General features: G+C 64.1%; 18 protein-coding genes. 13 read left to right on the top strand and 5 right to left on the bottom strand.

Annotated elements, in window-relative coordinates:
• The first annotated feature begins 159 nt into the window (after positions 1 to 159).
• Both QQL85_RS20715 and QQL85_RS20710 read left to right on the top strand, forming a co-directional pair.
• The gene (locus tag QQL85_RS20715; RefSeq protein ID WP_284357220.1) at positions 160 to 2,196 is read left to right on the top strand and encodes an NADPH-dependent 2,4-dienoyl-CoA reductase; all 2,037 of its coding nucleotides are present in this window, start codon (positions 160 to 162) and stop codon (positions 2,194 to 2,196) included.
• A 51-nt stretch (positions 2,197 to 2,247) separates the two neighbouring features.
• Entirely contained in the window at positions 2,248 to 3,138 is an 891-nt protein-coding gene (locus QQL85_RS20710; RefSeq protein WP_284357219.1) for a 1-aminocyclopropane-1-carboxylate deaminase/D-cysteine desulfhydrase, read from the top strand.
• On the opposite strand, the gene QQL85_RS20705 is transcribed toward QQL85_RS20710, so the two are convergent.
• Positions 3,129 to 3,674, bottom strand: a complete 546-nt coding sequence (locus QQL85_RS20705) for a cytochrome b (protein ID WP_284357218.1) — start codon at positions 3,672 to 3,674, stop codon at positions 3,129 to 3,131. The genes QQL85_RS20710 and QQL85_RS20705 overlap by 10 nt on opposite strands.
• A 135-nt stretch (positions 3,675 to 3,809) precedes the next feature.
• Entirely contained in the window at positions 3,810 to 4,787 is a 978-nt protein-coding gene (locus QQL85_RS20700; protein ID WP_284357217.1) for a DUF1853 family protein, read from the bottom strand.
• A gap of 43 nt (positions 4,788 to 4,830) precedes the next feature.
• Here QQL85_RS20700 and QQL85_RS20695 point away from each other — a divergent pair, with 43 nt between their 5' ends.
• The 11 genes from QQL85_RS20695 (at position 4,831) to QQL85_RS20645 (ending at position 16,834) form a co-directional block, all read left to right on the top strand.
• Positions 4,831 to 5,721, top strand: coding sequence for an NAD(+) kinase (locus QQL85_RS20695; RefSeq protein WP_008090067.1), 891 nt, complete (start codon positions 4,831 to 4,833; stop codon positions 5,719 to 5,721).
• Positions 5,718 to 6,692, top strand: a complete 975-nt coding sequence (locus tag QQL85_RS20690; RefSeq protein WP_284357226.1) for a metallophosphoesterase — start codon at positions 5,718 to 5,720, stop codon at positions 6,690 to 6,692. Before QQL85_RS20695 ends, QQL85_RS20690 begins: the two co-directional genes overlap by 4 nt.
• Entirely contained in the window at positions 6,689 to 7,591 is a 903-nt protein-coding gene (locus QQL85_RS20685) for a rhomboid family intramembrane serine protease (RefSeq protein WP_284357216.1), read from the top strand. Before QQL85_RS20690 ends, QQL85_RS20685 begins: the two co-directional genes overlap by 4 nt.
• Before the next feature lie 13 nt (positions 7,592 to 7,604).
• On the top strand, positions 7,605 to 7,865 hold the full coding sequence (locus QQL85_RS20680; RefSeq protein ID WP_003260154.1) for a YeaC family protein: 261 nt from the start codon (positions 7,605 to 7,607) through the stop codon (positions 7,863 to 7,865).
• The gene (locus QQL85_RS20675; RefSeq protein ID WP_284357215.1) at positions 7,862 to 8,692 is read left to right on the top strand and encodes a DUF2797 domain-containing protein; all 831 of its coding nucleotides are present in this window, start codon (positions 7,862 to 7,864) and stop codon (positions 8,690 to 8,692) included. Before QQL85_RS20680 ends, QQL85_RS20675 begins: the two co-directional genes overlap by 4 nt.
• A 13-nt stretch (positions 8,693 to 8,705) precedes the next feature.
• A complete protein-coding gene (pepN, locus tag QQL85_RS20670; RefSeq protein WP_284357214.1) occupies positions 8,706 to 11,363 on the top strand; it encodes an aminopeptidase N in 2,658 nt (885 codons plus the stop codon).
• 293 nt (positions 11,364 to 11,656) lie between these two features.
• Positions 11,657 to 12,685, top strand: coding sequence for a WD40/YVTN/BNR-like repeat-containing protein (locus QQL85_RS20665; RefSeq protein ID WP_284357213.1), 1,029 nt, complete (start codon positions 11,657 to 11,659; stop codon positions 12,683 to 12,685).
• A gap of 20 nt (positions 12,686 to 12,705) precedes the next feature.
• Positions 12,706 to 15,081, top strand: a complete 2,376-nt coding sequence (locus tag QQL85_RS20660; protein ID WP_284357225.1) for an efflux RND transporter permease subunit — start codon at positions 12,706 to 12,708, stop codon at positions 15,079 to 15,081.
• A gap of 64 nt (positions 15,082 to 15,145) precedes the next feature.
• A complete protein-coding gene (locus tag QQL85_RS20655) occupies positions 15,146 to 15,436 on the top strand; it encodes a DUF5629 family protein (RefSeq protein WP_284357212.1) in 291 nt (96 codons plus the stop codon).
• On the top strand, positions 15,402 to 16,532 hold the full coding sequence (locus QQL85_RS20650) for a lactonase family protein (protein WP_284357211.1): 1,131 nt from the start codon (positions 15,402 to 15,404) through the stop codon (positions 16,530 to 16,532). Before QQL85_RS20655 ends, QQL85_RS20650 begins: the two co-directional genes overlap by 35 nt.
• Positions 16,533 to 16,654: 122 nt before the next feature.
• Positions 16,655 to 16,834, top strand: a complete 180-nt coding sequence (locus QQL85_RS20645; protein ID WP_284357210.1) for a hypothetical protein — start codon at positions 16,655 to 16,657, stop codon at positions 16,832 to 16,834.
• 39 nt (positions 16,835 to 16,873) lie between these two features.
• Here the strand turns inward: QQL85_RS20645 and QQL85_RS20640 are convergent, their stop codons facing one another.
• The 3 genes from QQL85_RS20640 to QQL85_RS20630 are packed head-to-tail and all read right to left on the bottom strand — an operon-like array spanning position 16,874 to position 22,343.
• On the bottom strand, positions 16,874 to 17,467 hold the full coding sequence (locus QQL85_RS20640) for a glutathione S-transferase (RefSeq protein ID WP_284357209.1): 594 nt from the start codon (positions 17,465 to 17,467) through the stop codon (positions 16,874 to 16,876).
• On the bottom strand, positions 17,464 to 21,108 hold the full coding sequence (locus tag QQL85_RS20635) for an AAA family ATPase (RefSeq protein ID WP_284357208.1): 3,645 nt from the start codon (positions 21,106 to 21,108) through the stop codon (positions 17,464 to 17,466). Before QQL85_RS20635 ends, QQL85_RS20640 begins: the two co-directional genes overlap by 4 nt.
• Entirely contained in the window at positions 21,105 to 22,343 is a 1,239-nt protein-coding gene (locus QQL85_RS20630) for an exonuclease SbcCD subunit D C-terminal domain-containing protein (RefSeq protein ID WP_284357207.1), read from the bottom strand. The genes QQL85_RS20635 and QQL85_RS20630 overlap by 4 nt, the downstream gene beginning before the upstream one ends.
• Between the last annotated feature and the right edge of the window lie 48 nt (positions 22,344 to 22,391).

Raw genomic sequence — 22,391 nt, 5'->3', positions numbered from 1 at the left:
TGGCGTGAGGTTTTCTTGTTGGTTCTGATCATGAACTTGTCAGTTTGAATCATTGAGCCAGTTCAAACGGTTGTTTAATGTCGTTGACAGATAAACGACGGGCCCCGCCGACCAGTGAGGTGCCCGCATCCCGTGATCACGCCACCAGGGGACCTATCCATGGCCGCCGACCGCTACCCGCACCTGCTCGCTCCGCTGGACCTGGGCTTCACCACCTTGCGCAACCGCACCCTGATGGGCTCGATGCACACCGGCCTCGAAGAGCGCCCCGGCGGTTTCGAACGCATGGCCGCCTACTTTGCCGAGCGCGCACATGGCGGCGTTGGCCTGATGGTGACGGGGGGCATTGCACCCAATGATGAAGGCGGGGTGTATTCCGGTGCGGCCAAGCTCAGCACCGAGGAAGAGGCCGACAAGCACCGCATTGTCACCGAAGCGGTGCATGCCGCCGGCGGCAAGATCTGCCTGCAGATCCTGCATGCCGGGCGCTATGCCTACAGCCCACGGCAAGTGGCACCCAGTGCGATCCAGGCGCCGATCAACCCGTTCAAGCCCAAAGAGCTGGATGAGGCGGGCATCGAGAAGCAGATCGCCGACTTCGTCAACTGCGCGGTGCTGGCCCAGCGTGCCGGTTACGACGGCGTCGAGATCATGGGTTCGGAAGGCTACTTCATCAACCAGTTCCTGGCTGCCCATACCAACCACCGTACCGACCGCTGGGGCGGTAGTTATGAAAACCGTATGCGCCTGGCGGTGGACATCGTCAGCCGGGTACGCGGTGCGGTAGGGCCGAATTTCATCATCATCTTCCGCCTGTCGATGCTTGACCTGGTCGAGGGTGGCAGCACCTGGGACGAGATCGAGCTGCTGGCCAAGGCCATCGAGCAGGCTGGCGCAACCTTGATCAATACTGGCATCGGCTGGCACGAAGCGCGTATTCCGACCATTGCCACCAAAGTGCCGCGTGCGGCGTTCAGCAAGGTCACCGCCAAACTGCGCGGCGTGGTGAACATTCCGCTGATCACCACCAACCGCATCAACACCCCGGAAGTGGCCGAGGCCGTATTGGCCGAAGGCGATGCCGACATGGTCTCGATGGCCCGGCCGTTCCTGGCCGACCCCGACTTCGTCAACAAGGCGGCCGCCGGCCGCGCCGACGAAATCAACACCTGCATCGGTTGCAACCAGGCCTGCCTGGACCACACCTTTGGTGGCAAGCTGACCAGCTGCCTGGTCAACCCCCGTGCTTGTCACGAAACCGAACTCAACTACCTGCCCGTGCGGCTCGTGAAGCGCATTGCGGTGGTGGGGGCAGGTCCGGCTGGCCTGGCGGCGGCCACGGTGGCAGCCGAGCGTGGCCACGCGGTAACCCTGTTCGATGCTGCCAGCGAAATTGGCGGGCAGTTCAACGTCGCCAAGCGGGTGCCAGGCAAGGAAGAGTTCTATGAAACCTTGCGCTACTTCCGTAACAAGGTGAAAAGCACGGGCGTGGACCTGCGCCTGAATACCCGTGTCGATGTACAGGCGCTGGTGAGTGGCGGCTACGACGACATTATCCTGGCCACCGGCATCGCCCCACGCACGCCGGCCATTCCTGGGGTAGAGCATGCCAAGGTGCTCAGCTACCTGGATGTGCTGCTTGAGCGCAAGCCGGTGGGCAAGGCTGTCGCGGTGATTGGCGCAGGTGGTATCGGCTTCGATGTGTCCGAGTACCTGGTGCATCAGGGCGTCGCCACCAGCCAGGACCGTGAGGCGTTCTGGAAGGAGTGGGGCATCGATACCCACCTGGAAGCACGCGGTGGCGTGGCCGGGGTCAAGGCGGAGCCGCATGCCCCGGCGCGGCAGGTGTACCTGTTGCAGCGCAAGCAGTCCAAGGTGGGTGATGGCCTGGGCAAGACCACTGGCTGGATTCACCGCACCGGATTGAAGAACAAGCGGGTGCAGATGCTGAACAGTGTCGAGTACTTGGGTATCGATGATGCCGGTTTGCACATTCGCGTGGCGGACGGCGAGCCGCAGGTGTTGCCGGTGGACAACGTGGTGATCTGCGCCGGGCAGGATCCGCTGCGCGAGCTGCAGGACGGGTTGGTGGCGGCAGGGCAGTCGGTGCACCTGATTGGTGGTGCGGATGTAGCGGCTGAATTGGATGCCAAGCGGGCCATCAGCCAAGGGTCAAGGTTGGCGGCTGAACTCTGAGATTGCCGGGGCCGCACAGCGGCCCCAGGATTTCGCTGGTAAACTCGCACGATGTTTTTCGACCTCCCACAAGCGCCCCTGCAACCCCTGAACCTGCCTTGGCTGGCAACTGCCAGTGTCGAGGCCGCCATCCTGCGCCTGGACCTGATCGACCCGCTTATCAGCGGCAACAAGTGGTTCAAGCTGCGCCATCACCTGCAGCAAGCCAGTACCCGCAACGCCCCTGGCCTTGTCAGCCTCGGCGGCAATCATTCCAATCATCTGCACGCCCTGGCCGCCGCAGGCAAGCGCTTCGGTTTCGCCACTGCCGGCCTGCTGCGCGGCCACGCCCAGGACACACCTACTGTGCGTGACTTGCAGGCGCTGGGCATGGAGCTGCACTGGCTGGGCTATGGCGGGTATCGTGCACGCAACGAAGCCGGCTTCTGGCAACCCTGGCAGGCCTGCTACCCCGGCTGGCATTGCATCCCAGAAGGCGGCGGCGGGCTGGCCGGCGCACAGGGTTGCGCCCTGATCATGGAGCAGGCGCGCTCGCAGATTGCGGCACTGGGCTGGTCGGATTATGACGCCTGGTGGTTGGCTGCTGGAACGGGTACAACCTTGGCCGGCCTGGTACTGGCAGAGGCAGGCACACATGCCGTACATGGCGCACTGGCGGTGCCCAGGGATCATGGTGTGCCGCAGACGGTGGCAGCGCTGGCCGGCGCCCACGGTTACCAGCTACACGACGCCTGCCGCAGCGGTTTCGGCAAGTTCGACGATGACCTGCTGGTCTTCATCGCCGAGTGCGAGCAGCACAGCGGCGTGCCACTCGAAGCCCTCTACACCGGCAAGGCCCTGCTGGCCCTGCGTGATCAGGTCGAGGCCGGGCTGTTCACGCCCGGCACCCGCCTTATCGTTGTGCACACAGGTGGCCTTCAGGGCCGGCGCGGTTACTTGTAGGGCAGCATGCGCAGCAGCGTGTTGTCGCGCTGCACATAGTGGTGATACAGGCCGGCCAGCGCGTGCAGGCCGATCAGCCAGTAGCCCCAACTGCCGATGCGTTCATGCCAGCCTTTGATGAACTTGGCCTGGTCCGGGTCAGGGCCGATCAGGTGTGGCAGCTCCAGGCCGAAGAACGGCACCGGTTTGTCGGCGGCGCTGAGGATCAGCCAGCCGGCCAGCGGCAGGCCGATCATCAGCAGATACAGCGCCAGGTGCATCAGGTGCGCAAGGCCGGTCTGCCAGGCGGGTGGCTTGGGCACGATGGGTGGGGTCGGTCGGCTCACGCGTACGGCCAGGCGCAGCCAGACCAGCACGAACACACTGAGCCCGAGCATGAAGTGCAGGTCTTTCATCAGGTTGCGTTCAACGCTGTCCTTGGGGAACAGGCCGCGCAGTTCGATAAGGGCGTAGACAGCGGCCAGCAGCACCAGCATCAGCCAATGCAGGGCGATGGACAGGCGCGCATAGTGGGTCGCGGGGGTGGATGAAACCATGATCGGTCCTCGTCATCAGGTCGGAATGGCGCTCTTGCTGGCGCTCAGGTACCACTGTAAGGGTTAGCGGGAACAAATCTTTGCGCTGGGTCTGTGAAAATTGTGTTGTCTGCGCCGATCTCTTCGCGGGCGACATCATGCCTCGGGTGTAAATGGCCAACTGTCAGCCACCAGAAACACCCGCTCCACCTCCTGCCAAGTACCATCAGCATCAGGCGCCAACCTCACCAGCAACTGCGCCGGCGCCTGCCGTTCCAGCACATGCAACCAGGCCGCAAACTGTGCCGCCGTCCAGCCTTCGCCTGCCTCGACCCGCGCAGGTGCCAGCCAGGCATGCCGCTGCAGCGGCTGCCAATGCTCACCCGCTGCCATGACCCAGTCCCGCCGTCGCACCCAGCGCCCGCGCAAGTGCTGCGGGTTGGCGCCCGCAGGCGGCTCGGCATGCCCCGGCCACGGATAGAACAGATAGCCACCCAGCCACACATGTGCCTGCACCTGATCAATCCCCAACCGGGCCAGCAGCTCGCGGCTGTGCGCCGCCTTCGACATGGGCAACTGATGCCCCGTCAGGTGCGCAAGCTTGGTCCCCAGCCGGTCATGGCAGCCTGGCCCCAGCCAGGCTTGCGGGTCGTGCCCGGCGCCTTCCGGCCCCAGGTACAACTTGATTGCCAGTTCCAGGTGATGCACGCCGTCGCGGTCGCACAGCACCACGTCCAGCTCGCCCAGCGTGCGCCCCGCGTCACGAATTGCCAGGTTGGCTGCCAGTAGCTCGATGCCCGGCGCCTGGCCCAGGGCAAATTGCCACAGGCGTTCGTAGTAATGCCCTAACCGCCGGCTGCCGAGTTTCGCCAGCCAGTCTTGCAAGGGGCGGTCGTCGTCATCCAGGGCCCGCAACCACTGCTCAAGGCGCATCGGCTGCTGCGCCCACAGGCTACCCGCCAGCGGGTGGCGCTGGGGGCAGGGCGGGGCGCTGAGCAGGGGTGGCGACAGCAGGGCCCATGCCAGGTCGCGCACCGCTGGGCGGCGCAGGTGCCGGGGCAGGTCATGGAGCAGGGCGAATGGCATCATCCAGCGAGCATAGCCGGTTTGCCGCTGCCGGGTGGTTTCGCCCATAATCGGCCCATCGTCACCCGCCGCAGAGCCTCGCAGGAGCCCCATGGAGCAATTTCGCAATATCGGTATCATCGGTCGCCTTGGCAGCTCGCAGGTGCTCGACACCATTCGCCGACTGAAAAAATTCCTCCTCGAGCGCCACCTGCATGTGATTCTCGAGGACACCATCGCCGAAGTGCTGCCCGGCCATGGCCTGCAAACCTCCACCCGCAAGCTGCTGGGCGAAGTCTGCGACCTGGTCATCGTGGTTGGCGGCGACGGCAGCCTGTTGGGCGCTGCCCGCGCCCTGGCTCGCCACAACATTCCGGTGCTGGGCATCAACCGTGGCAACCTGGGCTTTCTCACCGACATCCGTCCTGACGAGCTGGAAGAGAAGGTCGCTGAGGTACTCGACGGCCACTACCTGGTGGAAAACCGCTTCCTGCTGCAGGCCGAGGTGCGCCGTCATCATGAGGCCATCGGCCAGGGCGATGCGCTGAACGACGTGGTGCTGCACCCGGGCAAGTCCACGCGCATGATCGAGTTCGAGATCTACATCGACGGCCAGTTCGTCTGCAGCCAGAAGGCCGACGGCCTGATCGTCGCCACCCCCACCGGTTCCACCGCCTACGCGCTGTCGGCCGGTGGCCCGATCATGCACCCCAAGCTCGATGCCATCGTCATCGTGCCGATGTACCCGCACACCTTGTCGGGCCGGCCGATCGTGGTCGACGGCAACAGCGAACTGAAGATCGTGGTGTCCAAGGACCTGCAGATTTACCCGCAAGTGTCCTGTGACGGCCAGAACCACTTCACCTGCGCCCCCGGCGACACCATCACGGTCAGCAAGAAGCCGCAGAAGCTGCGCCTGATCCACCCGCTGGACCACAATTACTACGAGGTCTGCCGCACCAAGCTGGGTTGGGGCAGCCGTCTGGGGAGCAGGGACGACTGATGCTCGATCCGGCGCGAAGTTTCGACATCATCGGTGACGTGCACGGCTGTGCATTGACCCTTGAACGCCTGCTCGACGCCCTCGGTTACAAGCGCGTGGCCGGTGTGTGGCGCCACCCGCGGCGCCAGGCGCTGTTCCTGGGTGATATCGTCGACCGCGGGCCGCGTATCCGCGAGGCGCTGCACATCGTCCACGACATGGTCGAGGCCGGCCAGGCGTTCTGCATCATGGGCAACCACGAGTACAACGCCCTCGGCTGGGTCACCCCGGCGCTGCCCGGCAGTGGCAAGGCCTATGTGCGCGAGCACACGCCACGTCACGCCCGGCTGATCGACGAAACCCTGACCCAGTTCGCCCACCATCCCGGCGACTGGCACGACTTCGTCAACTGGTTCTATCAACTGCCGCTGTTCATCGACGCTGGGCGGTTCCGCCTGGTACATGCCTGCTGGGATCCGCGCTTGATCGAACCGCTGCGTCAACAATACCCTGACGGGCGCATCGATGAGCACTTCATCCAGGCCTCGGCAGTCAGTGGCAGTTTTGCCGACACGGTGTGCAACCGCCTGTTGCGCGGCACCGACATGCGCCTGCCGGACGGCCTGACGCTGACCGGTGGCGACGGCTTGACCCGTGCCTTCTTCCGCACCAAGTTCTGGGAAGAAGACCCGCAAACCTACGGCGATATCGTATTCCAGCCCGATGCCCTGCCCGAAGAGGTGGCCAGTACCCCGCTCAGCCACAGCCAGAAGAACGCCCTGCTGCGCTATGACGAAGACGAGCCGCTGTTGTTTGTCGGCCACTACTGGCGCAGCGGCCGTCCTGCGCCAATCCGTGCCAACCTGGCCTGCCTGGACTACAGCGCCGTGCTCTACGGCAAGCTGGTCGCCTACCGGCTGGATGATGAAACCCGCATCGACCCGCACAAGTTCGTCTGGGTCGACGTCGACCGCCCACAGGCCAACCAATGAACATTATCGAAGTGATGCGCCTGCCGCTGTCGGTCGACCTCAGCGGCTTCGTTCACCTGCTGCAGCGCCTGCAGGTGCCGCACCGGGTGAGCGAAGAGGGCGATGCCCAAGTCCTCTGGGCCCCCGATACCCTCGCCGATGACGTGCTGCAACTCTACCAGCGCTTCCCTGACGGCAACGCAGACATCCCGGCAACCGACGAACCTGTGGGAGCGGGCTTGTCGGGGCGCCGAACCGCCGCGAATAGCCCCACACAACCCTCCCTGGTAGAACAAGCCAAAGCCTGCAAGGTCACCACCCTCACCCTGCTGCTGTGCTTCATCGTCGCCGGCCTTACCAGCCTGGGCGACAACTTCACCACCATCAGCTGGTTCACCTTCCTCGACTTCCGTGTCCAGGGTGACTACCTGTACTTCAGCTCGCTGGCGCAGGTTCTGGACGAAGGCCAGTGGTGGCGCCTGGTATCGCCCATGCTGCTGCACTTCGGCGTACTGCACCTGGCCATGAACAGCCTGTGGTACTGGGAGCTGGGCAAGCGTATCGAGCTGCGCCAGGGCCCCTGGATGCTGCTGGGCCTGACCCTGCTGTTCAGCCTGGTGTCCAACCTGGCCCAGCACTACACCAGCGGGCCGAGCCTGTTCGGCGGCCTGTCGGGCGTGCTGTACGGCCTGCTCGGGCATGTGTGGCTGTTCCAGTGGCTGGCGCCCAACCGCTACTTCAACCTGCCCAAGGGCGTGCTGGTGATGATGCTGATCTGGCTGGTGGTGTGCCTCACCGGTGTGGTCGGAACCCTCGGCCTTGGTCAGATCGCCAACGCCGCCCATGTGGGCGGGCTGCTCATCGGATGCCTGACCGGGCTCTTGGGTGGGGCGCTGGCCCGGCGTAAACTGTCGGCTTGAATCAGGAGACACTATGTCCACTTTCGCGCAAATGATCGAAAACATTACCCCGGAAATCTACGAGAGCCTGAAACTGGCCGTGGAAATCGGCAAATGGTCGGATGGCCGCAAGCTCACTGCCGAGCAGAAAGAGCTGTCGCTGCAGGCCGTTATCGCCTGGGAGATGAAAAACCTGCCAGAAGACCAGCGCACTGGCTACATGGGCCCGCAGGAATGCGCGTCCAAGTCCGCGCCGATCGCCAACATTCTGTTCAAGTCGGACTCGGTACATTGATCGAACTCGCTCGTGGCTCGTTGAGCAAGATGGCGGTAAGCCTGCAGGCACCCGTGGTGCAATACAGCTTCCGTCTGGATGACACGCAGGTGCCGGTCAACCCGCTGATCGGCCAGCGCCTGCGCCTGGAGTACCTCGGCGCCATTCACTGCAACCATTGCGGCAAACGTACCAAGACCAGCTTCAGCCAGGGTTACTGCTACCCGTGCATGACCAAGCTGGCCCAGTGCGACGTGTGCATCATGGCCCCGGAAAAATGCCACTACGACGCCGGCACCTGCCGCGAGCCGTCGTGGGGTGAACAGTTCTGCATGACCGACCATGTGGTCTACCTGGCCAACTCGTCGGGCATCAAGGTTGGCATCACCCGCGCTACCCAGCTGCCCACCCGCTGGCTCGACCAGGGTGCCAGCCAGGCCCTGCCGATCATGCGCGTGGCCACCCGCCAGCAATCCGGTCTGGTCGAAGACGTGCTGCGCAGCCAGGTGCCGGACCGCACCAACTGGCGTGCGCTGCTCAAGGGCGATGCCGAGGTGCTTGACCTGCCGGCCATTCGCGACCAGATCTTCGACGCCTGCGCCGACGGCCTGCGCGAGTTGCAAGGGCGTTTCGGCCTGCAGGCGATCCAGCCGCTGCCCGACGCCGAAGTGGTGCAGATGAACTACCCGGTCGAGGCTTACCCGAAAAAGATCGTCAGCTTCAACCTCGACAAGGACCGGGTGGCCGAAGGCACGCTGCTGGGCATCAAGGGCCAGTACCTGATCTTCGACACCGGTGTGATCAATATTCGCAAGTACACGGCCTACCAGTTGGCCGTGCTCCAGTAAAAAGGACCTGCACATGCGTACCGAACAACCGCAAGTGATCTACCTCAAGGATTACCAGGCGCCCGAGTACCTGATCGACGAGACGCACCTGACCTTCGAGTTGTTCGAGGACCACACCCTGGTTCACGCGCAACTGGTCATGCGCCGCAACTCGGCACGCGGTGCCGGCCTGCCGCCCCTGGTGCTCGACGGCCAGCAACTGGAACTGCTGCGCGCCGCGCTGGACGACCAGGAACTGCAGGCGGGCGACTACCAGCTTGCAGCCGACAGCCTGACGCTGCACCCCAAGGCCGAGCAATTCACCCTCGACACCAGCGTGAAGATTCACCCCGAGAGCAACACCGCGCTGGAAGGCCTGTACAAGTCGGGCAAGATGTTCTGCACCCAGTGCGAGGCCGAGGGCTTCCGCAAGATCACCTACTACCTCGACCGCCCGGACGTGATGAGCACCTTCACCACCACGGTGATCGCCGAGCAGCATCGCTACCCGGTGCTGTTGTCCAACGGCAACCCGACGGGCAGCGGCCCGGCTGAGGATGGCCGCCACTGGGCAACCTGGGAAGACCCGTTCAAGAAGCCGGCCTACCTGTTCGCGCTGGTGGCCGGTGACCTGTGGTGCGTCGAAGACACCTTCACGCGCCAGTCTGGCCGTGATGTGATGCTGCGCATCTATGTCGAGCCCGAAAACCTCGACAAGTGCGACCACGCCATGGTCAGCCTGAAGAAGTCGATGCGCTGGGACGAAGAAGTCTATGGCCGCGAGTACGACCTGGACATCTTCATGATCGTCGCGGTCAACGACTTCAACATGGGCGCCATGGAAAACAAGGGCCTGAACATCTTCAACTCCAGTTGTGTGCTGGCCCGTGCCGAAACCGCCACCGATGCCGCTCACCAGCGGGTCGAAGGCGTAGTCGCCCACGAGTACTTCCACAACTGGTCGGGCAACCGCGTCACCTGCCGTGACTGGTTCCAGCTGTCGTTGAAAGAAGGCTTCACGGTGTTCCGCGATGCCGAGTTCAGCGCTGACATGAACTCGCGCACGGTCAAGCGTATCGAAGACGTCGCCTACCTGCGCACCCACCAGTTCGCCGAAGACGCCGGCCCCATGGCCCATCCGGTGCGCCCGGACAGCTTCATCGAAATCTCCAACTTCTACACCCTGACCGTGTACGAGAAGGGCGCCGAAGTGGTGCGCATGGTCCGCACCCTGCTGGGTGCCGAAGGCTTCCGCAAGGGCAGCGACCTGTACTTCGAGCGGCACGATGGCCAGGCGGTGACCACCGACGACTTCATCAAGGCCATGGAAGACGCCAACGGTGTCGACTTCACCCAGTTCAAGCGCTGGTACAGCCAGGCTGGCACCCCGCGCCTGGAAGTCAGCGAGGCCTACGACGCTGGTGCTCAGACCTACAGCCTGACCTTCCGCCAGAGCTGCCCGCAAACCCCGGACAAGGCCGAAAAGCTGCCGTTCGTGATCCCGGTGGAGCTGGGCCTGCTGGACGCTGCGGGCAACGACCTGCCGCTGCAACTGGCCGGTGAAGCCGCTGCCCAAGGCACCAGCCGTGTGCTGTCGGTGACCGAGGTCGAGCAAACCTTCACCTTCGAGGGTGTCCACGCCAAGCCGCTGCCTTCGCTGCTGCGCGGTTTCAGTGCGCCGGTGAAGCTCAGCTTCCCTTACGACCGCGACCAGTTTATGTTCCTGATGCAGCACGACAGCGACGGCTTCAACCGCTGGGAAGCGGGCCAGCAGCTGTCGGTGCAGGTACTGCAAGAGCTGATCGGCCAGCATCAACGCGGCGAAGCCCTGAAACTCGACCAACGTCTGATCACTGCCCTAGGCACCGTGCTGGGCAACGAGTCGCTGGACGCCGCCATGGTCGCCGAGATGCTTTCGTTGCCGGGTGAGGCCTACCTCACCGAAATCAGCCGGGTGGCCGACGTGGACGCCATCCACGCTGCCCGCGAGTTCGCCCGCCAGCAAATCGCCGAGCAACTGTTCGACGCCCTGTGGGCCCGCTACCAGGCCAACCGCGAAGTATCGCGCAGCACCGCTTATGTGGCCTCTGCCGAGCACTTCGCCCGCCGTAGCCTGCAGAACATTGCCCTGTCGTACCTGATGCAGAGCGGCAAGCCGCAGGTGCTGGAAGCGACTCTGGAACAGTTCGATCAGTGCGACAACATGACCGAACGCCTGACGGCTTTGGCGGTGTTGGTCAACTCGCCGTTCGAAGCCGAGCGGGCCAAGGCCCTGGAAGCCTTTGCCGAGCACTTCAAGGACAACCCGTTGGTCATGGACCAGTGGTTCAGCGTACAGGCCGCCAGCGCGCTGCCGGGCGGGCTGGCGCGGGTCAAGGCGCTGATGCAGCACCCGGCGTTCACCCTGAAGAACCCGAACAAGGTACGTGCACTGATTGGTGCCTTTGCCGGGCAGAACCTGGTCAACTTCCATGCGGCGGATGGCTCGGGCTATCGCTTCCTGGCGGACCTGGTGATCGAGCTGAATGCGCTGAACCCGCAGATTGCTTCGCGGCAACTGGCGCCGCTGACCCGCTGGCGCAAGTATGACGATGCGCGCCAGGCCCTGATGAAGGGCGAGCTGGAGCGGATTCTGGCTTCGGGTGAGCTGTCCAGTGATGTGTATGAAGTGGTGAGCAAGAGCCTCGCTTAAGCCTGGTAGAAACTGGGGCTGCTGTGCAGCCCTTCGCGGGCAAGCCCGCTCCCACAGGAGTATCACTGTTTTCAAGGCCTGTGATATCTCTGTGGGAGCGGGCTTGCCCGCGAAGGGCCGCTCAGCGGCCCCGGCTTTTTTAGGCCGACAACAAAACATAACACCCCGCCCGTTGTACTCCCGCAAACATCCCCGCTACGATCCCCTCAAGCTATTGCAGGCCTCTATATCAGGCTTTTCGCAGTGTCTGTAATGCATTGACCCACCAAAAAGAACACAACAAGGGGGCAGTCATGAGGGAACAGCTACAGGCGCCAGCCAGGCGTGGTGCCTGGCCATGGGCGGCCAGCGCAGTGTTGGCACTGGCATTGGGGGTATGGGCCGACAGTGCCCAGGCCGCCGCAGCCGACGAATACTCCACCGAATCGGCCAAGGCCAGCCAAAGCCTGTTGATCGGCGCCACCCATGCCGGCAAGCGCCTGGTGGTGGTGGGCGATCGCGGCCACATTCTGTTCTCCGACGACCAGGGCAGCACCTGGACGCAGGCCCGCGTGCCCACCCGGCAACTGCTCACTGCCGTGTTCTTCCTCGACGACAAGCGCGGCTGGGCGGTCGGCCACGATGCGCAAATCCTTGCCAGTAACGATGGCGGCGCTACCTGGACCAAGCAGTTCGAAGACCTCGCCCGCGAAGCGCCCTTGCTTGATGTCGCTTTCCTCGACGCCCAGCATGGCTTTGCCGTGGGGGCCTACGGCGCCTTGTTGGAAACCACCGACGGCGGCCAGCACTGGCAGGACGTGGCCGAGCGCCTGGAAAACCCCGACCAGTTGCACTTGAACGGTATCGCCCGGGTGCGCGATGCCGGCCTGTTCATCGTGGGTGAGCAGGGCGGCATGTTCCGCTCCGCCGACAACGGCCAGACCTGGGCCAAGGTTGAAGGGCCGTACGAAGGCTCGCTGTTCGGCGTGATCGGCACCGCCCAGCCGCACACCTTGCTGGCCTACGGCCTGCGCGGCAACCTGTTCCGCTCCACCGACTTTGGAGACAGCTGGCAGCCGATCGAGCTCAAGGCCGCACGCGGCAACCTCGAATTCGGCCTGGCAAGCGCTACGCTTCTCGATGATGGCACCCTGGTATTGGTTGGCAACGGCGGCAGCGTGCTGCGCAGCGCCGATGGCGGCCAGACGTTTGCCGTGTATAACCGCGCCGACCGCATCGCCCTGGCAGGCGTCAGCGGCCTGGCCAACGGCGGCCTGCTGTTGGTGGGGCAGGGCGGTGTACACCTGGCGGATGCCCAAGGGGCCGAGGGGGCAAGCCGATGACCAGCAGGGAGAGCATCACCATGCACCCGCATCACCAGGACAAGGCCACGCTGCTCGAACGCCTGATCTTCAACAACCGCCCCGTGGTCATCGCCCTGTGCGTGCTGGTGAGCATTTTCCTGTTCTGGCAGGCCACTCAGATTCGCCCCTCCACCAGCTTCGAGAAGATGATCCCGCTGCAGCACCCGTTCATCGAGCAGATGATGGAGCACCGCAACGACCTGGCCAACCTCGGCAATACCGTGCGTATTTCGGTGGAGGCGGTCAACGGTGACATCTTCGACAAGGACTACATGGAGACCCTGCGCCAGGTCCATGACGAGGTGTTCTACATCCCCGGCGTTGACCGTGCCGGGCTCAAGTCGCTGTGGAGCCCCAGCGTGCGCTGGAGCGAGGTTACCGAAGAGGGCTTTTCAGGTGGCGAGGTGATCCCCAACACCTACAACGGTTCGCAGGACAGCCTCGACACCCTGCGCGACAACGTGCTCAAGTCCGGCCAGGTGGGGCGGCTGGTGGGTAACAACTTCAAGTCCAGCATCGTCGATGTGCCGCTGCTGGAGAGCTACCCCGACCCGCAGGACCCAGGGAGGCAGGTGAAGCTGGACTACCAACAGTTCTCGCACCTGCTGGAAGAGAAGATCCGCGACAAGTTCCAGGCGCAGAACCCCAATGTGAAAATCCACATTGTCGGCTTCGCCAAGAAGGTCGGTGACCTGATCGACGGCCTGGTGATGGTGGCGATGTTCTTCGGCGTCGCCCTGGCCATTACCTGGGTACTGTTGTACTGGTTCACCTGGTGCATCCGCAGCACCATCGCCGTGCTCATCACCACCCTGGTGGCGGTGGTCTGGCAGTTGGGGCTGATGCATGCGGTGGGCTTTGGCCTGGACCCTTACTCGATGCTGGTGCCGTTCCTGATCTTCGCCATCGGTATTTCCCACGGCGTGCAGAAGATCAATGGCATCGCCTTGCAGTCGAGTGACGCCGACAATGCCCTTACGGCAGCCCGGCGCACCTTCCGCCAGCTGTTCCTGCCGGGGATGATCGCCATCCTTGCCGACGCGGTGGGCTTCATCACCCTGCTGATCATCGATATCGGGGTGATTCGCGAGCTGGCCATCGGTGCCTCCATCGGCGTGGCGGTGATCGTGTTCACCAACCTGATCCTGCTGCCGGTGGCTATTTCCTATGTCGGCATCAGCAAGAAGGCCATCGAGCGCAGCAAGAAGGACGCGACCCGCGAGCACCCGTTCTGGCGCCTGTTGTCGAACTTCGCCAGTGCCAAGGTGGCGCCGGTGTCTGTAACCCTGGCGCTGGTCGCCTTCGCCGGTGGCCTGTGGTACAGCCAGAACCTGAAAATCGGCGACCTCGACCAGGGGGCGCCGGAACTGCGCCCCGACTCGCGCTACAACCAGGACAACAGCTTCATCATCAGCAACTACTCGACCAGTTCCGACGTGCTGGTGATCATGGTCAAGACCCCGCCGGAGCAGTGCTCGGTCCACTCGACCATGGCGCCGATCGACGAGCTGATGTGGACCATGCAGAACACCCCGGGTGTGCAGTCGGCGATTTCCCTGGTGACGGTGTCCAAACAGGTGATCAAGGGCATGAACGAGGGCAGCCTGAAATGGGAAAGCCTGTCGCGTAACCCGGACATCCTCAACAACTCCATCGCCCGTGCCGACGGCCTGTACAACGGTGACTGCTCGTTGGCGCCGGTGCTGGTGTTCCTCAACGACCACAAGGCCGAGACCCTGGAGCGGGTCACTGCCGCCGCCAAGGCGTTTGCCGACAGCCACAACAAGGAAGGCTTGCAGTTCCTGCTGGCGGCGGGCAACGCCGGCATCGAGGCGGCGACCAACGAAGTGATCAAGTCGGCCGAGCTGACCATCCTGATCCTGGTGTACATCTGCGTGGCGGTGATGTGCCTGATCACCTTCCGCTCGTTCGCCGCCACCCTGTGCATTGTCCTGCCGCTGGTACTGACCTCGGTGCTGGGCAATGCGCTGATGGCCTACATGGGCATCGGGGTGAAGGTGGCGACCTTGCCGGTGGTGGCGCTGGGCGTGGGCATTGGCGTGGACTACGGCATCTACATCTACAGCCGGCTGGAAAGCTTCCTGCGTGCCGGGTTGCCGTTGCAGGAGGCGTATTACCAGACCCTGCGCTCCACGGGTAAAGCCGTGTTGTTCACTGGCTTGTGCCTGGCCATCGGCGTGTGCACCTGGATCTTCTCCGCGATCAAGTTCCAGGCTGACATGGGGCTGATGCTGACCTTCATGTTGCTGTGGAACATGTTTGGTGCGTTGTGGCTGCTGCCGGCGTTGGCGCGGTTCTTGATCAAGCCGGAGAAAATGGTGGGCAAGGAGGGTGGCTCCATTTTCGCCCATTGAATCGCAGGGGGCCGCAAAGCGGCCCCAAGGCTATAATGCCGGCTCATTTCAATCTGGTACCCCCATGTCCCCCCTCGCCACCGCCCTGCAGTCCTGCGACATGCTCCTGATCGACGGCCTGCACGCCTTCGATTTCACCGCCGACGAGTCCGGCCTCACTGTCGAATGCATGGACGGCCGCCAGTTGCGCCGCTGGTCCTTCACCCCCGAGCAAGTCACCGCCGCTATCGCCAGCGGTGATGAATGGCGACTCAGCGATGCCAACGGCGAGCATCGGCTAGTCTGTATGAGTGCCTTTCGTGCCCCGGATGATGACCAAGATGAACCGGACCTGGACGAGCCTGCTGACCGCTAGCCTGATGAGCCTGACAATCCACGCCCACGCTGCAACCTTGCTGGTAGGCAGCTATACCGATGGCGCCAGCCAGGGTATCTACCGCTATCAGTTCGACGACAAAGCCGGCCATATCGACCCCACACCCCTGCAAGTGGTGAAGAGCGTCAGCCCGTCGTGGCTGGTGCTGTCGGCCGACCAGCGTCTGCTGTTCGCGGTCAATGAGACCCCGGGCGGCCATGCCAGCAGTTTCAGCGTCAGCGCCAAGGGCGAGATCAAGCCCCTCAATCAGGTGGCCACGCAGGGTGATGAACCGACCCACGCGAGCCTCAGCCGTGACCAGCGTTACCTGTTCGTGGCCAACTACGCGGTGAAGCCCGACCCGGGCGGCAGCCTGGTGGTGATCCAGGTGGCCAAGGACGGTAAGCTCAAGGCGGTGGTACAACAGGCCCGGCACAAGGCGAGCGGGGTAAATCCTGAGCGCCAGGCCGGTGCTCATGTGCATTCACTGGTGCTGTCGCCCAATGGTCAGCATGTCTATGCCTGTGACCTGGGCGCAGACAAGGTGTTCATCTACCGCTACGACGGCGCCAGCGCGGACAAACCGTTGACCCCGGCAATCCCAGCCTCGGTGGACTTGCCGCCGGGCAGCGGGCCACGCCATTTGTTGTTTGACGCCAAGGGCCGGCATGCCTACCTGACGCTGGAGATGAGTGGCGAAGTGGTGATGTTCGACGTCAAGGACGATGCCTTGCTTGAGCGCCAGCGCCTGCCGCTGACTGATCAGCAATCGGCTGCGGCCAAAGCGGCAGGAGGCCTGCACCTGTCGGCGGACGGGCGCTTCCTGTATGTGAGCAACCGTGGCACGGCCAATGAAATTGTGGCGTTTAGCGTGGGCAAACAGGACGGCCAGTTGGCGTTCCTGCAGCGTCGTGCGGTGGAAGGCGATCACCCCCGGGCGTTTGCCCTGGACCCGAGTGACAACTTCCTGCTGGTGGCCAACCAGAAGAGCAACCAGATCGTGGTGATACGTCGCGATCCCCGCAGTGGCAAGCTGCTTGAGACGGTGCAGACGCTGAAGCAGGATGCACCCTCGGACCTCAAGTTCATCGAGTGATATCGATCGGCGTGATAATCGATACTGCCGCAATGAATTTTTGCGTGCGGCCTCGGCGGCGTAAGTTTGACCCAAGGCCCAAACGGGCCACCGTCAAACCACCGCCGTCGAGGTCAGCCCAGATGAACTTCAATCTCTTCCCGGTTATTGCCGCTTCCGCCATTTCCGCGTCGGTCGTGCTGCCGGCGCATGCCCATGCTGACAGCAGCGGCAAGGCTTCTGCCACCCACAGCTACACCGAGCAGTACCTGCGCCAGAGTGCCAACTTCCATGCGGCCTTGAGTGGCAAACAGCACCCCTGAATCCTGTACCGGCGATAGGGCCAGTACAGGAAACAGGTTTCACTTGGCCATCACTGACCTGAACAGCTCCGAAGCCAGCCACCCCTCCAGCCAGCTCCGCACCCGCGGATAAGCCGCCTCGGCGAACCACTGCGGTTCGACCCCGGCAAACTGGCGCATCAGGGGCAGCAACGCGGCATCGGCGAGGCTCGGGTGGTCGGCCAGCAAGTAGGTTCGCCCCACCAGCAGGCCTTCGAGCTCCGCCAGCCAGGTTTCGGCCTGCTGGCGGTAATGCTCGCGGGAGTGCTCCGGGTAGCGCTCGGCATACTTGTACAGGTTCACCTGCGCCTTGAACGTGCTGTCGTTGCGCGCAATCAGGGCTTCAGCTTGCTGCGCGGCCACAGGGTCGGCCTGTAGCCGCCAGTCCTGGGGATCGTTTTGCGTCAGCGCCCAGCGCATGATGTCCAGGCTCTCTTCCAGTACCCCGGCACCGGTATCCAGCACCGGCACCGTGCCCTTTGGCGACAAGGCCAGCAGTTCTGCCGGCTTGTTCTTCATCGCCACCTCGCAGATTTCTACTTCGCAGCCGGCATAGCGCAGGGCCAGGCGCGCGCGCATGGCCCAAGGGCAGCGGCGGAACGAGTAGAGGATCACCCGCACACCTCCACGTCACTCAGGCCATTGCCTTGGCGGCGTACCTGGATCTGTACCGGGATGCGCTCGTGCATTTCCTGCACATGGGATATCACTGCCACCTTGCGGCCTTGAGCTTGCAAGCCGTCGAGGGCGTCCATGGCCAGTTGCAGCGACTCGGGGTCGAGGCTGCCGAAGCCTTCGTCGATGAACAGCGATTCGATACGCAGGGTGCTGGACGCCATCGAAGCCAGGCCCAAGGCCAGGGCCAGCGACACCAGGAAGGTTTCCCCACCCGACAGCGAATGCACCGAGCGCAGTTCGTCACCCATCTCGGTGTCCAGTACCAGCAGGCCAAGTGCGCTGCCGCCGCGCTTGAGGCGATAGCGGCGGGCCAGCTGGCGCAGTTGGGCGTTGGCGTGGTGCAGCAGCAGGTCGAGGTTGTAACCCTGGGCGATCTTGCGGAACACATCGCCCGAGGCCGAACCGATCAAGGCATTCAGGCGGGCCCAGCGTTGCCATTGCTGGTGAGCCTGTTCGATTTCGGCCGCCAGTGCCTGGTGGGCCTGCTGGCGACGTTGATCGTCGGCCTGCTGTGCACGCAGTTCGGCGCACTGTTGCTCATGGCCGGCCAGGCGTTCACGCAGTTCGGCCAGGGCTTGCTCCAGAGCTTCGGCCGAAGTGTCCACGGTCATGTGCACAGCGTGCTGTTGCAGGCGTTGCTCACGTTCCTGCAGCAGTACGCGGCCTTGTTCGATGGCCTTTTCCGCGCCTTGCAGGCGTTGGCGCAATTGATGGACGTGCGCGTCATCCATGGCCAGCAGGCGATCCAGCCCGTCGTCATCCAGCTCCGGGTGCTCGCTGCGCCACTGGCTGATCTGACCCTGCAACTGCTGGCACTCGGTGTCCAGTGCTTGTTGCTGCTGGATATTGGCTTTGAGTTCGCTGGCTAGCTGCACGCCCTGGGTGCGCAACGCTTGCAGGCGTTGGGCGGTGTCGGCGTCGAGGGCGCGGGCCTGTTCCAGCGTGGTGTCCATGTGCTGCTGCCAGGCTTCGGCACTGGTGTGCTCGCCAAGCAGTTCGCCGAGGGAGGCCTGGGCCTGCTGGCGTTGCTCGTCGAGGGCGGCCAGCTTCTGCTGCAACTGCTGCTGGCCTTGTATACGTGCCTGTTGCTGGTCGCGCAACTTGTCCAGTTGGGCTTGACGGGCTTGCTGTTCCTCCAGTTCGTCCTTGCGTTGCTCCAGTTGTTGCAGGCGCTGGGCGATCTGTTGGTCCAGGGCAAGGAAGGCATTGGCCGGGTCGTCGCTCAAGGCCTTGACGGCTTCTTCGGGCAATACGCCGGCCAGGTCGTCGAGGCCTTGCTGCAGTTGCTGCTCGTCGTTGGCCAGGGCCTGGTGCTGTTGCTCCAGGTGGCGCTGGGCTTGCTGTTGCGCTTCGTGGGCGGCCTGCAGTTGCTGATTGAGGCGGGCTGCATCTTTTTGCAAGGCGAGCAGGGCGCTCTGACGCTTCTCGTCCTGGCCGATTTCTTCGTCCAGGCGTCGCAACTGGCTGTCGAGCCAGGTGCTGCGGGCCTTGTCGTCCTGCGGGGCGAGAGCAGGCCACAGGCTATGTGCCTGCACCTCGGCTACCTGAGTCTGCAGTTGTTCGCCCAGTTGCAGTTGTTGTTGCTGATAGTCTTTGAGTTGGGCGTTGACCACACCCAACTGGGTGCGCAGCTCCACCAGTTTGCTGTTGAGGGTTTCCACCTGCTTCTGCGCGGCGTCTTCTTCGGCCTGGTCATGCCGACCCAGGCTCTGCAGCAGCGCCTCGGGCTGATGGAACGGGTGCTCGGCGCTGCCACACACGGGGCAGGGTTCGCCGTCGCGCAGCTGGCCGCGCAGTTCTTCGACGCTGGTATTGCGCGCCAGGCGCTGGCGTTCCAGCAGCTGGCGGGTGAGGTTCAGCGCTTGTTCGGCGGCTTCGAGCTCGGCCTTGGCGGCGGTGCCTTCGGTGATCAGCTGCTGGCGTCGCTGCATGGCCTGCTGCTGCCGTTCGCGCACGGCATCCAGCTGCTGGCGAAGCTCCTGTTCACGGCCATGCAGGCGCGACAGTTCCTCGACGGCGCGCTGTTGCTTGCGGTTGTCCTGCAGCATGCCACCGAGCAGGTCGATTTGCTCGGCAAGGGCCTGCGGTTCGGCCTTGGCCTCGCGGAACAGCAGGTCGTAGGCGTCGCGCTCGGTCTGCAAGTGCGCATTGGCCTGGCTGGCCAGGGCCTGCAGGCCGGGCAGTTCTTCACGGCCCTTGGCCAGGCGGCCGCCGATCAGCATCACCTGCTTCAGTTGCGGCAGGTAGGCATGCCAGGCATTGGCCAGCCCCTCCAGATGCTGGCTGTGGGCAAGTGCGGTGTCGATCTGGGCCAATTGCTGCAGGCTGCGCTCTTGGTTGTCCTCCAGCTGTCGTAGCTGCTGCTGGCCGTCGGCGACTTGCTGGTCTGCCTGCTGGCTGGTGCTGCGCTGCGCGACCAGCTCCTGGTCCAGGCGGGCCAGGTTGTCCTGGGCGGCAAAGGCCTGACGCAGGCGCGGGGCGTTTTCGCCATGCCGGGCCTGGTTGTCGGCAAGCGCCTGGCGTGCGGCGCCTAGCGCCTGTTCAAGTTCGAGGGTGCGCACCTGCAGTTCGGTTTGCTGCTGCTGTTGCTCAGCAATCTTCGCGGCCACGGGCGCCAGTTGCGCAGTAAGCGCCTGCTGGCGGTGGAACTGGTGACGCTGAGGGGCCAGGCGCTCCAGGCGAGCGAGGTCCAGGCGGGGTTCTGTCAGTTGCTGCCAACTTTGTTCGGCGGCCTGCAGCGCGGTGCCGGCTTCGGCATGCTGGACCTGCAACTGGCGTTGTTCATTCAGCCAGTTGCGTTGCTGTTCCAGTCGGCGCTCGCCGGCTTGGTCGGCCTTGAACTGCTGCTGCGCCTGTTCCAGGCGCTGGTCCAGTTCGGTGCGGGCCTCGGCGGCCATCGGCAGCAGGTGGCTGGCGCGGTCCTTCAGGGCGTTGTGGGCGTCGCCAGCTTCACGGGCCTTGCTGAAGGCTCGCTGGCCCAGGCGGGTGTAAATGGCGGTATTGGTGAGCTTTTCCAGCAGCTCGCTGCGCTCTTTGTCGTCAGCCTTGAGAAAGGCTCCGAACTCGCTCTGGGCCAGCATCACCGCACGGGTGAACTGCTCGAAGTTCAGCCCCAGGCGGGCTTCGACCAGTTGCTTGTATTCGTTCTTGCCGCTGCCCAGCACCTGTTCGCTGTCGAGGTCGTAGAGGCTCTGGCGGCTGTGCTGCAGCTTGCCGTTGGCCTTGTCACGGGCGCGGTTGGCTTCCCAGCGGGCGCGGTAGCGGCGGCCATCGATGCCGACGAAATCGACCTCGGCAAAGCCACTGCCAGTACCACGGCGCAGCAAATTGCGTGGGTCGGACGTGGGGATTTCGCCGTCGGCGTCCGGCACCTTGGCCTCGCGGCCGATGTCGTTCAGGCGTGGTACCGTGCCAAACAACGCCAGGCACAGGGCGTCGAGCAGGGTGCTCTTGCCGGCCCCCGTAGGCCCGGTAATGGCGAACAGGCCAGCGCTGGCCAAGGGCTCTGCGGTGAAGTCGATTTCGACCGGGCCGGCCAGCGATGCCAGGTTCTTCAGGCGGATGGCGAGAATCTTCATGGCTGTTCCTCTTCCTGCTGCACGTCCTGCAACAGCAGGGCGAAGTCGGCCAGTGCCTGCGCGTCGGCGGGGTTGCCGTAGGCTTGCTCCCAGGCGCGGCTGAACAGGTCTTGCGGGGTCATCTGGGCCAGTTCGACAAAGGCCAGCTCATCGTCTTCGGCGTTGTTGCGGCCGGCGTACTCGGCGCTGATACGGATCAGCCGTACCGCCTTGCCCTCAAGCGCGGTTTCGATCTGCTGGCGCAGGTCGGGTTGCGGCTCGTCCAGTATCACCCGCACTTCCAGCCAAGGCTGGCGGTTGGGGTCTTCGAGCAGGTCGATCACCGGCAGGTCAGTCAATTGCTGCAACAACTCGCCCAACGGTGCCGGGCCAACCCGTTGCAGGGCCACGGCGCGCGGTACCGGGCGCGGCTCGACGCTGACCAGGCCGGTGCCGTCCAGCTCCACTTCCAGCACTTGGTGCGGGTAGTTGATTTCGGCGAACGACAGTGGGATCGGCGAGCCGCTGTAGCGGATGCGTTCTTCGCGGTTGACCTTCTGCGGCTTGTGCAGGTGGCCCAGGGCGACATAGCTGATGGCCTTGTCGAACAGCTTGGCCGGCAGCGCCTCGGCGTTGCCGATGATCAGGCTGCGCTCGGAGTCTTCCGATACCGCACCGCCCGCCATGTGCGCGTGGCTGATGGCGATCAGCGCCTGGTCTTTCTTGCGCTTCTTCTGCGCGGCGGCGATCAGTTGCTGGTGCACCTGGGTGATGCCTTGCAGGTAGTCGTCACCCAGGTGCGGGCCGGTGACCTCGGCCGGGCGCAGGAAGGGCAGGGCGAGGCACCAGGCGGCGACCTTGCCACGGCCATTGGTCAGCGGGATCAACAGGCGCTCGGCATCCAGCTGGCCTTCGTCCAGCCAGTGCACACGGCCCAGCGCATGGGTACGCAGGCGGCGCATCAAGGCTGCGGGCAACTCGATACGCGAGCCCGAGTCGTGGTTGCCGGCGATCATCACGATGTCCAGCTTGGGCTGCTGCTCGTGGGCCTGGACGATGAAGTCGTAGAGGCGTTCCTGGGCTTTGACCGGCGGGTTGACCGTGTCGAAGATATCGCCGGCGATCAACAGCGCATCGGGCTGGCGCAGGCGCAGTTGGCCGAGTAGCCAGTCGAGGAAGCAGGCGTGTTCGAAGTCGCGTTCCTGGCCGTGCAGGCTTTGGCCCAGGTGCCAGTCGGAGGTATGAAACAGACGCATGGATGACCTGTTGGTGTCGAGTCGGGCAAGCGGGGAAAGGGCGGTATG

It is taken from the genome of Pseudomonas putida (assembly GCF_030159595.1).
GTDB lineage: Bacteria > Pseudomonadota > Gammaproteobacteria > Pseudomonadales > Pseudomonadaceae > Aquipseudomonas > Aquipseudomonas putida_AC.
The sequence above is the reverse complement of the archived record's forward strand: the minus strand, read 5'-3'. Positions and strand labels throughout refer to the sequence as shown.

What these genes read in the sequence shown, in the direction of transcription:
- QQL85_RS20715 (WP_284357220.1), top strand. Translation starts at nt 160, where the DNA reads ATGGCCGCCGACCGCTACCCGCACCTGCTCGCTCCGCTGGACCTGGGC.
- QQL85_RS20710 (WP_284357219.1), top strand. Translation starts at nt 2,248, where the DNA reads ATGTTTTTCGACCTCCCACAAGCGCCCCTGCAACCCCTGAACCTGCCT.
- QQL85_RS20705 (WP_284357218.1), bottom strand. Translation starts at nt 3,674, where the DNA reads ATGGTTTCATCCACCCCCGCGACCCACTATGCGCGCCTGTCCATCGCC.
- QQL85_RS20700 (WP_284357217.1), bottom strand. Translation starts at nt 4,787, where the DNA reads ATGGGCGAAACCACCCGGCAGCGGCAAACCGGCTATGCTCGCTGGATG.
- QQL85_RS20695 (WP_008090067.1), top strand. Translation starts at nt 4,831, where the DNA reads ATGGAGCAATTTCGCAATATCGGTATCATCGGTCGCCTTGGCAGCTCG.
- QQL85_RS20685 (WP_284357216.1), top strand. Translation starts at nt 6,689, where the DNA reads ATGAACATTATCGAAGTGATGCGCCTGCCGCTGTCGGTCGACCTCAGC.
- QQL85_RS20680 (WP_003260154.1), top strand. Translation starts at nt 7,605, where the DNA reads ATGTCCACTTTCGCGCAAATGATCGAAAACATTACCCCGGAAATCTAC.
- pepN (WP_284357214.1), top strand. Translation starts at nt 8,706, where the DNA reads ATGCGTACCGAACAACCGCAAGTGATCTACCTCAAGGATTACCAGGCG.
- QQL85_RS20665 (WP_284357213.1), top strand. Translation starts at nt 11,657, where the DNA reads ATGAGGGAACAGCTACAGGCGCCAGCCAGGCGTGGTGCCTGGCCATGG.
- QQL85_RS20660 (WP_284357225.1), top strand. Translation starts at nt 12,706, where the DNA reads ATGCACCCGCATCACCAGGACAAGGCCACGCTGCTCGAACGCCTGATC.
- QQL85_RS20655 (WP_284357212.1), top strand. Translation starts at nt 15,146, where the DNA reads ATGTCCCCCCTCGCCACCGCCCTGCAGTCCTGCGACATGCTCCTGATC.
- QQL85_RS20650 (WP_284357211.1), top strand. Translation starts at nt 15,402, where the DNA reads ATGAACCGGACCTGGACGAGCCTGCTGACCGCTAGCCTGATGAGCCTG.
- QQL85_RS20645 (WP_284357210.1), top strand. Translation starts at nt 16,655, where the DNA reads ATGAACTTCAATCTCTTCCCGGTTATTGCCGCTTCCGCCATTTCCGCG.
- QQL85_RS20635 (WP_284357208.1), bottom strand. Translation starts at nt 21,108, where the DNA reads ATGAAGATTCTCGCCATCCGCCTGAAGAACCTGGCATCGCTGGCCGGC.
- QQL85_RS20630 (WP_284357207.1), bottom strand. Translation starts at nt 22,343, where the DNA reads ATGCGTCTGTTTCATACCTCCGACTGGCACCTGGGCCAAAGCCTGCAC.